We start from the raw sequence: 8,021 nt of genomic DNA, 5'->3' as shown, positions 1-8,021 counted from the left end.
GCGGCCCGGCCACGCCCCCCCCCCGGCCCCCCCCCCGCCCCCCCCCCCCGCTACGGGGCCGCCCCCCCCCCCCCCCGCGGGGCCGCCCCCCACCCCCGCGCCGGCGGCCGGGGGACCGCTGCCCGGTCCCCCGGCTGCCCCCCTCCGCCCCCGGCCGGGTCGCAAGGCCGTACGGCTATCGTGCACGGGTGCACGAGGCGGCCCGGGACCCCGGGCAGGGCACGTGAGGGGAGCTCCAGGTGATCGGACGGGCGCTGAACGGGCGTTACGAACTCGTCGACATGCTCGGCGTCGGCGGCATGGCCACCGTCTGGCGCGGCGTCGATCGCGTGCTGGGCCGCCAGGTGGCCGTGAAGGTCCTCAACGGAGGCCTCGCCGACGACCCCCGCTTCGCCGAGCGCTTCAGCCGCGAGGCGCAGCACGCCGCCATGCTGGCGCACCCCCGGATCGTCATGGTCTTCGACTCGGGCGTGGACCAGGGCACCCCGTTCATCGTCATGGAGCTGGTCAACGGCCGTTCGCTGGCCGCCGTGCTGGCGCAGCAGCCCCAGTTGCCGGTGGAGCGGGCGATCGGCATCGCGGCGGCGGTCTGCGAGGCGCTGGCGGTCGCGCACGCCGCCGGGCTGGTGCACCGGGACATCAAGCCCGGGAACATCATGATCACCGACGACGGTGGTGTGAAGGTCGTCGACTTCGGCATCGCCCGGGCCGGCTCCTCCGGCAACCTGACCCAGACCGCGAGCGTGCTCGGGACGGCGGCGTACCTGTCGCCCGAGCAGGCCACCGCGTCGGCGCTGGACGGGCGGACCGACCTGTACGCGGTCGGCTGCGTGCTGACCGAGATGCTCACCGGCGCGACCCCGTTCACGGCCGAGACTCCGGTGGCGATCGCCTTCAAGCACGTCAGTGAGCAGCCCCTGCCGCCGTCCGGGCGGCGCCCCGGCCTGCCACCCGCCCTGGATGCGGCGGTGCTGCGGCTGCTCGCCAAGGACCCGGCCGGCCGGCCGGCCGACGCCTCTGCTGCCCGGGCCGAACTGCTGGCCACCGTCCCCGGGTTGGTCGTCGGCGACCCGACGGCCGAACTGCTGGCCACGGCCGCTCCGACGCAGATGCTGCCGCCCGTCCCCGTCCCGGGCGCAGTCGCACCGAACCAGCAGCACACCACCCTGCTGCCGCCCCAAGCCCCTGCCGCCACCTCGGTGATGGCACCGGTCCCGGCTCCGGCTCCGGTTGCCCCCGCCCCGGCGCCTGCCCCTGCCCCGGCTCCCGCCCGCACCAGCCGCCGCAAGCCCCTCGTCCTCGGCGCGCTGGGCATAGCGGGCCTCGCCGGCGTCACCGCCCTGGCCCTCACCGCCTTCGACGGCCCGGCGGGTAACGCCGCCGCCACCAAGGCGCCCCCGGCTGCCACCGCCCCCGGCCCGGCCGCGAAGCCCACCCCGGCGGGGACCGCACCCTCCGCCGCCCCCACCACCCCGCCGGCGGCCCCGACACCCACCCAGGCCGTCCCGCGCAACCAGCCGGCGGCGCTGCAGCTCCAGTCCTTCCGGCAGGCGGTGGCCCAGGCCCAGGTCCCCAAGGAGCGCGACAAGCAGGTGGAGCTGCTGAGGATCCTCGACGCCTCATCCGCCCGCCTCAACGAGGGCAACCCGGACGAGGCGGCGCAGGAGCTCAAGAACGCCCAGCGGGTGATCAAGGACATGGCCAAGAAGCACGCCATCGACGCCCCCACCTACGCCAACTGGAATGCCCGCCTCTCGGCCCTGTTCGCCACCCTCCACACCGCCGCCGACCTCCAGGACGACTGACGGTCCGCCACAATGGCGGGATGCTGACGATCGGTTCCCTCGTCCTCGGTGTCTCCGACATGCCCCGCGCCGTCGCCTTCTGGGCGGCGGCGCTCGACTACGTCCCGCGCGGCGGCCTGGTCGAGGACGACTGGACGGTCCTCGAACCCGCCGAGGGCGGCGGCGTACAGCTCGCCCTCGGCCTCAGCGAGTCCCCCGTCCAGGACCACCCTCGCGTCCACCTCGACCTCTACGCCGGGGACGCCGAGGACCAAGCCGCCGAGGTCGAACGCCTGCTCGCCCTCGGAGCCGAGCGCGTGGAGTGGGACCTCTACCCCGAGGACCCGGACTTCGTCGTCCTTGCAGACACTGAGGGCAACCGCTTCTGCGTCATCGACACCAGCCACTCCTGAATCCACGACGTTGTCCACAGTCTGTGGATATTCCTGTGTGGTACCCCATCCGTCAGAGGCTCCACCTGATCGAGGCACCGCCCGGCGCCGTGTAGTAGACGAACTGGCCCTCAGGCCCGGCTTCGATGGTGAACCATTCACGGCGCGGCCGATTCTGGTCGAGCCAGCTCCGATGGGCAGCCTCGATGCTCTGCCACGATCGCGCGGGCCGCTGACCGCGACCGTGGACGAGCCGTTGGGATGGTCCCGTACGTGGGCAGCGGAGCCGTCCGTGGGGTCGTGGAGGGTGCTGCCATCGCGGATGACCGCCGACCCGAGGTGGAGGCCCGCCCAGAAGGAGAACCCGGAGTCGTCCAGGACGCGGGCGCCGGTCTCCGTCGTCAGCTCGCTGCCCTGCGGTTCGGGAACCGGCGGGCTGGACTCGTGGCCCGAGCGCAGCGGCATGAAGGCGGCCGGGCGGTGGAGGAACCGCCCGGCCGCACGCCCGTCCGGCAGCTTGGTCAGCCTGGCCACCGCACCGCCGACCGGGGCGACGATGAGACCCCCTGGCGCGCACTGGTCGATCCAGGGCTGGGGGACGCGACGGACGCCACAGGTGGAGATGATCCGGTCGTACGGCTCTCCGCTCGCGTGTCCGCCCGCACCGTCGCCGAGTACGACGGTCGGCTCAAAGCCGGCGATGCGGAGCCGAGCCCGGGCGGCGCCCACCAGCTGATCGGTGCGGTCGACCGTGGTGACGCCCGACGCTTCGGCCAGGTTGCAGAGCAGCGCGGCGTTGTAGCCCGTCCCCGTCCCGATCTCCAGCACTCGGTCGCCTGGCCGGACATCCAGTCCGTCGAGCATGTCCGCCATCAGACTCGGCAGCGTGGACGAAGACGTCGCCACCCCACTCTGTCCCTCAGGCCCCGCGTCCTCCGCATGCACGCCGTCGACTTCGGTCACCAGCACCCGGTCCGCGTACACCTCCCGCAGCCACGCGCCATCTGCGAAGTCGCATCCACGCCAAGGACGGTGGAGCTTGCCATCAATTCGGTAGAACACCGGCACGAACGGGTGCCGGGGCACATTGAGGAACCCCTCGACCACCCGTGAGGACAGCGCCGGACTGCTCCGCTCGATCTCTGAGGCCAACCTGATGCGGGCCTGCAGTAGTTGATCCTCGTCGTAGCAGGCGGTGGTCACGTCCCGTTGATCCCTTCCAGGTAGTCGCAGATGGCAGCGGTGATAGGCAGGCCGGTTGCCTGCTCGATGAATCCGTACTGCCCGTTGGGGTTCACCTCGAGGAACGTCCAGTCACCCGAGGGCGATACGACGAAGTCGAACGCGCTGTAGGGGAGGCCGAGCCGGGAGAGCATCCGATGAACTCCGGCCGCCACGGCGGCAGGTGGTTCACAGGCTCGGTAGAACAGACTGTCGTAGTCGCTGCGCCAATCGACGTGAGCCGTTGCCGACTTCGCATGGATCTCGGCGGTGAACAGCCGGCCGTCGACAGCGGTGAGTCGTACCTCGTGGGACTTGGGCACCCATTCCTGGAACAGGTGCGCCGTGGTGGAGATCGACGGGTGATCGACGTCTTCCGGTTCCAGTACGCTCGCGTACACGGCGACCGATTCGCCATCGAGCGTCCCACGAATAGGCGTGAAGGGCTTGTAGACCACGGCCGCCGCAATCTCGGCTTCGAACTCCCTTGCGGCCTCAGGCTGGTTGGTGATCAGCGTCCGTGGGACTCAATCCCGATTCGGCCGCCACGCGGAGCTGGAACGGCTTGTACTCCGCGTCGGCGGCCCGGCCCGGCGGTGGCAACCAGCGGCAGGACAATGCCGACAGCAATCCGCCGAACCCGCGTCGGGCCTCTGCGGAGGCCACGGTGCGGGCCTCGGCAGGCATCGACTCCGGGAACTCCGGTGCGGTCGGCCGACGGTAGTAGACCGCGCGCACGGCTGCGAGGTCGAGCGTGCGACATTTCGTTGCCAGCGTTCCGGACCAGCCGGAAGCCCCGTCGAGGCTGGCCGCCAGGGCCAGCCTCGACGGGAACCACGCCGTGTCCGCCCGGAAGACGGGTGTTCCGCGCCGGTTCAGCTCCTCGATCACGAGATCGGCGGTGGGATCGAACGCCCCCGTGAGCACGAGGACGGCATCGGCGATCGTCATCTCAGTCGTTGCTGCTTCCCGGGTCGTCCGGCGCGTCCATCTGCCCGGATGGCTGCGTCGGGCCGAACGTCTTGGGCGGGGTGCTGGTCATGTAGACGCCGGGTGGCAGGCCCTCGTACGTGCAGGTCTGCGTTGCGTCGTTGTAGCCGATATCGGCGGGCAGGATTCCCCCAGCCCCGGTGACCGGCACCAGGAACCGGAACGCGAACGGGCTCTCCGCGCCCCGCACGCCGTCCAGTTCAGGCATGGGCGTCGCTCCGGCTGCCCCCATCGGCAGCCGGGACTCCACATTTCCTGGCGGCGCAATCGGCTGCAGATCATCTTCCCCAGGGCATCGGATGCACGAGGGCTGGAAGACGCGAAGACACTGCGTCTGCGCCTCTATCGCCCTGATCTCGTCCCGATGCTTGTGTAGGCCGGCCCGGCGGAAGATTCGCCATGCCGTGGCCTCCGTGGCGATAGCTCGCGCTGCTTCGGTCAGACGGGCCTTGGCCTCCTCCGGCACTTCCAAGGCCGTCAGGATGCGTTCCACGTCGATGACGCTGGGCGCGAGACGTCCGGTCTCGATCTTGCTCAGCTTGCTCGGAGACATGGCAGCGCTGCGGGCGACTGCTTTGGCCTCCTTCCCGCTGGCCTGCCGCAGTTCCCGCAGTGCTTTACCGAGATCTATGCCTCTCACTCGTTTCCGTACCGCTCCCACCACTCGGCGAACGGCATCGAATGGCTCAGGGCGATGTCGCGGTACCCGAGCCACTTTTCCGCTGTCGGCTCTTTGTCGGCGTCGCGGAAGGTTCCGCTGTCGTCGTACCGCATAGTGACGACCGTCGACTCGTCGAATGCCCAGAAATCGGGAACGCCTTCGAGTGGGTTGGGCTGCTCGGTGGCGTCGAGGATGAAGAACTCCTCACCGGCCGTGGCGTTCTTGGCGTATCCCCAGCCAAGCTCGTACCGGAGGTGGGGCGTCAGCGGGCGCGAGAGGATGTGGACCCGATACATTCGTTTGCCACTGCTGGTGTTCGCCCGGACCTCGTCCGCTAGTCCTGGTTGTAGTCTGTCGGCTGCGGTTCACCATTGAGGAACAGCCGAAGGTGATCCGCGTCCGATGAACCGGTGTAGTCATTCAGTGTTTCGAGCCGGAATGCTGAGCGCTGGAATGTCGAGAAAAAGTTCTCGAAGTATTCATGCGAGATGCTCGCTGGGAATCCTCCGAATCAACGAAGCCGGAATGCGAACCGCGAACTCTCCGGCCGGGAGTCCGATCGTCGTCAGCGCCTCAGGGCCGTCCACCGTGTGTCCCTGGATGATGAGGTCTTCCGTGCCGTCCACCGCGTACACGGTCGGGCACGTTCCCTTCTCGCACTCCCCAGCAAGGCGTGTCAGCTTCATAGTTGAGCTCCCTCTCCTGCGGCTGGCTTCCCGCTCGATGCTCTCGAGGCCGTGACTGCTGGTCAAGGCTTGACAGTTGAGAGAACGGGAAACCGGTCCGAGGTCACCGGATCGGGTGACCTGATCATGTGGGTGCCCGCCAGTCACTGCCCAGCCAAGCAGATGGCCTGTACGCCGGGTTCTGTCTTCACGTCCTCGCTGGCCGGAACGCAAGGGGTGCTTGGCGCAGGAAGTCGGGCGGGCCGACTTCCTGCGCGGAGTGGGAGTTCAGGCGTGGCGGTCGAACTCGCCGGCTTTGATGCCGTGGAGGAGGGTGGCGAAGGTGGCGGGGGTGGTGCGGAGGATTAGGTCGCCCTCGTCGGACTCGCGGAGTTCGATCAGGCTGCCGACCGCGCGGACCTCCACGCACGCATTGTTTGCGCCGGAGTAGCTGGACTTCTGCCACATGGAGTTATCCATGCTTGCTCTCTATCTCCTTCTTGATCTGCCGGATGAAGTCTCGTGACTCCTCCTCCGAGAGTGCAACGGACGCCATCCGGGCGAGGATCTCGCGGTAGCTCGCGAGTGGTGCCGGAGAGTCGAGGATCAGGCTGTTGTGGGTGGTGTCGATTTGAACTGAGTCCAGCTCGGGCACGGGACCTTCCGCGTAGATGAAGTTCTCGCTTGGGCCGGGCAGGGACTCGATGTCGAACGGTACTGCGCGGATCGAGACCTCAGGGCTCTCGGCGTGCCTGATGAGAGCGTCGAGCTGTTCGGCGAGTACCTTCGGGCCGCTGAACTGCATGCGGAGGGCAGCCTCGTGGATGAACGCGCGGTAGGGCGCCCCATGCGGGCGGATGATCTGTTGCCGCTTCATCCTGAAACCCATCCGGACACCGACTTCGTGCTGGGGAAGGGGCGGGATCGCCCGGGCGAAGACCGAGGCGGCGTAGTCGTTTGTCTGCAGTAGCCCAGGCACGAACGTGATCGTGTAGGCGATGAGTTTCATCGCCGAGTCCTCAAGCTCTGCGAGGTCGAGCAGGTCTGAGGAGACCGCTTCGCGGTACTCCTCCCACCATCCCTTCCTACGCTCGGTGGCAATCTCGGCGAGAGCGTCGATGAGGGGAGTGTTGGAGCAGCTGCATGCTGCGGCGACCGTGCGCAGGCGTTCGGCACTGACTCCGATTTTCCCCATCTCCATCTGTGTCACCTGGGTGGGGTTCAGTCCGAGTTCGCGGGCGAGCTGACTACCGCCGAGGCCGGCCTGCTCTCGCATCCTTCGCATCTCTGCGCCCAAGCGACGCTGGCGCAAGGTCGGTTCGCGGCGTAGCGGCATGGTGTCCTCTCGGTGGGGCGCGTGGGGCCAGTCTGCCGCGCTTCGCACGGAAGGGGGAACCTGAGCCTGATTGCCTTCAATTGAAGTCAGGCTGCGCTATGGTCGTTCTCACAGCGATCCGACGGATCGTCAGTAATGCGCGCTGTCCGCACCGCAGAGCAGCCATGCCCATCTGCCTGGCCTGGCTCACGGCGACGTGTCCGCTGGTTCTTCCTTCTCAATCACGCCCGGGAGATCTCCCATGCGTCACCTGAACACGCCCTCCTTCGCCCTCACCCGCCAGTCCCTCCGGGACGCGATGGTCCGCGCGGGGTGGCCGTCCTCGGCCACCTTCGACGCCGAACTCGCCCTCTGTGAGCTGTTGATGAATGCCTGGCGGCACGGGAACACCCCCGCGCCGATCATCCACATCCTCTTCCTCGGCAAGGTCCTCCGGGTCTCGGTCTCCGACGAGAGCCCCGTCCTCCCCATCGAACAGACCCCCTCCCCGCTCTCCGAGTCCGGCCGAGGTCTCCAGCTCGTTGCCGGCCTCACCCGCCGCTGGGGCGTCCTTCCCCAGGAGCGCGGCAAGTGTGTCTGGTTCGAGTGCGAGCTGGACTCCGCCGCGTGAACCGCCGGCCGATGCTGCCGACCGACCCCCGGATCCGGCACTACACGGACGACCACATCCGCACCCTTCTGGCCGAAGTTCAGGAGCGCGGACGGAAGTTCGGCCTGATCTGGCCTTCGGCCGCCACCGACCGGACCATGGACGGCCGGGTCCTCGTCCGTTTCAACACGGCGCCGGCCTCGACCCTCCTGAACCTGCTCGTGCTCCTCCTGGACGCCGAGCGGGACGCCTCGTGCGAATCCTGATCGCGACCGCGTTCGCGGTCCTCCTCGCCCTCGCCTTCGCGACCGTCGCCCTGGGTGTTGTCACCGCCCTCCGCGTGGCCCCGCCCGACGAGGACAGCTAGACCGACCGGATGTGTG

General features: G+C 68.9%; 10 protein-coding genes and 2 pseudogenes. 4 read left to right on the top strand and 8 right to left on the bottom strand.

Features of this window, described 5'->3' with window-relative positions; translation table 11 throughout:
* Positions 1-239 precede the first annotated feature (239 nt).
* Together ACIBEC_RS12465 and ACIBEC_RS12460 are read left to right on the top strand one after the other, a co-directional pair.
* Entirely contained in the window at positions 240-1,805 is a 1,566-nt protein-coding gene (locus ACIBEC_RS12465) for a protein kinase (RefSeq protein WP_360496053.1), read from the top strand.
* A gap of 20 nt (positions 1,806-1,825) precedes the next feature.
* Positions 1,826-2,197: a VOC family protein gene (locus tag ACIBEC_RS12460; protein WP_360496050.1), complete on the top strand. Its 372-nt coding sequence runs from the start codon at positions 1,826-1,828 to the stop codon at positions 2,195-2,197.
* A 561-nt stretch (positions 2,198-2,758) separates the two neighbouring features.
* Here ACIBEC_RS12460 and ACIBEC_RS12455 read toward each other — a convergent pair.
* From ACIBEC_RS12455 to ACIBEC_RS12420, 8 genes and pseudogenes are all read right to left on the bottom strand, one after another.
* Positions 2,759-3,040, bottom strand: a pseudogene (locus ACIBEC_RS12455) (protein-L-isoaspartate O-methyltransferase); the annotation flags it as partial.
* A gap of 335 nt (positions 3,041-3,375) precedes the next feature.
* Entirely contained in the window at positions 3,376-3,855 is a 480-nt protein-coding gene (locus ACIBEC_RS12450; RefSeq protein ID WP_360496047.1) for a hypothetical protein, read from the bottom strand.
* Positions 3,856-3,892: 37 nt separating this feature from the next.
* Entirely contained in the window at positions 3,893-4,348 is a 456-nt protein-coding gene (locus ACIBEC_RS12445) for an MvdC/MvdD family ATP grasp protein (protein WP_360496045.1), read from the bottom strand.
* A gap of 1 nt (position 4,349) precedes the next feature.
* Complete coding sequence (locus ACIBEC_RS12440) at positions 4,350-5,027, bottom strand: helix-turn-helix transcriptional regulator (RefSeq protein ID WP_360496042.1); 678 nt, start codon at positions 5,025-5,027, stop codon at positions 4,350-4,352.
* Positions 5,024-5,538, bottom strand: a pseudogene (locus ACIBEC_RS12435) (DUF6879 family protein). Before ACIBEC_RS12435 ends, ACIBEC_RS12440 begins: the two are co-directional and overlap by 4 nt.
* A complete protein-coding gene (locus tag ACIBEC_RS12430; protein WP_360496039.1) occupies positions 5,528-5,734 on the bottom strand; it encodes a hypothetical protein in 207 nt (68 codons plus the stop codon). The pseudogene ACIBEC_RS12435 and the gene ACIBEC_RS12430 overlap by 11 nt, the downstream one beginning before the upstream one ends.
* A gap of 267 nt (positions 5,735-6,001) precedes the next feature.
* Complete coding sequence (locus ACIBEC_RS12425; RefSeq protein ID WP_360496036.1) at positions 6,002-6,193, bottom strand: DUF397 domain-containing protein; 192 nt, start codon at positions 6,191-6,193, stop codon at positions 6,002-6,004.
* Positions 6,186-7,049 (bottom strand): helix-turn-helix transcriptional regulator, encoded by an 864-nt coding sequence (locus ACIBEC_RS12420; protein WP_360496033.1) that lies wholly within the window; start codon positions 7,047-7,049, stop codon positions 6,186-6,188. Before ACIBEC_RS12420 ends, ACIBEC_RS12425 begins: the two co-directional genes overlap by 8 nt.
* A 241-nt stretch (positions 7,050-7,290) precedes the next feature.
* On the opposite strand from ACIBEC_RS12420, the gene ACIBEC_RS12415 reads away from it, so the two are divergent.
* Positions 7,291-7,659, top strand: coding sequence for an ATP-binding protein (locus ACIBEC_RS12415; protein WP_360496030.1), 369 nt, complete (start codon positions 7,291-7,293; stop codon positions 7,657-7,659).
* Positions 7,656-7,904, top strand: coding sequence for a hypothetical protein (locus ACIBEC_RS12410; protein WP_360496027.1), 249 nt, complete (start codon positions 7,656-7,658; stop codon positions 7,902-7,904). The genes ACIBEC_RS12415 and ACIBEC_RS12410 overlap by 4 nt, the downstream gene beginning before the upstream one ends.
* The last annotated feature ends 117 nt before the right edge of the window (positions 7,905-8,021 follow it).

Source organism: Kitasatospora sp. NPDC051164 (assembly GCF_044455625.1).
In the GTDB taxonomy this organism is placed as follows: Bacteria; Actinomycetota; Actinomycetes; order Streptomycetales; family Streptomycetaceae; genus Kitasatospora.
This window is presented reverse-complemented; position numbering and strand designations above follow the sequence as displayed.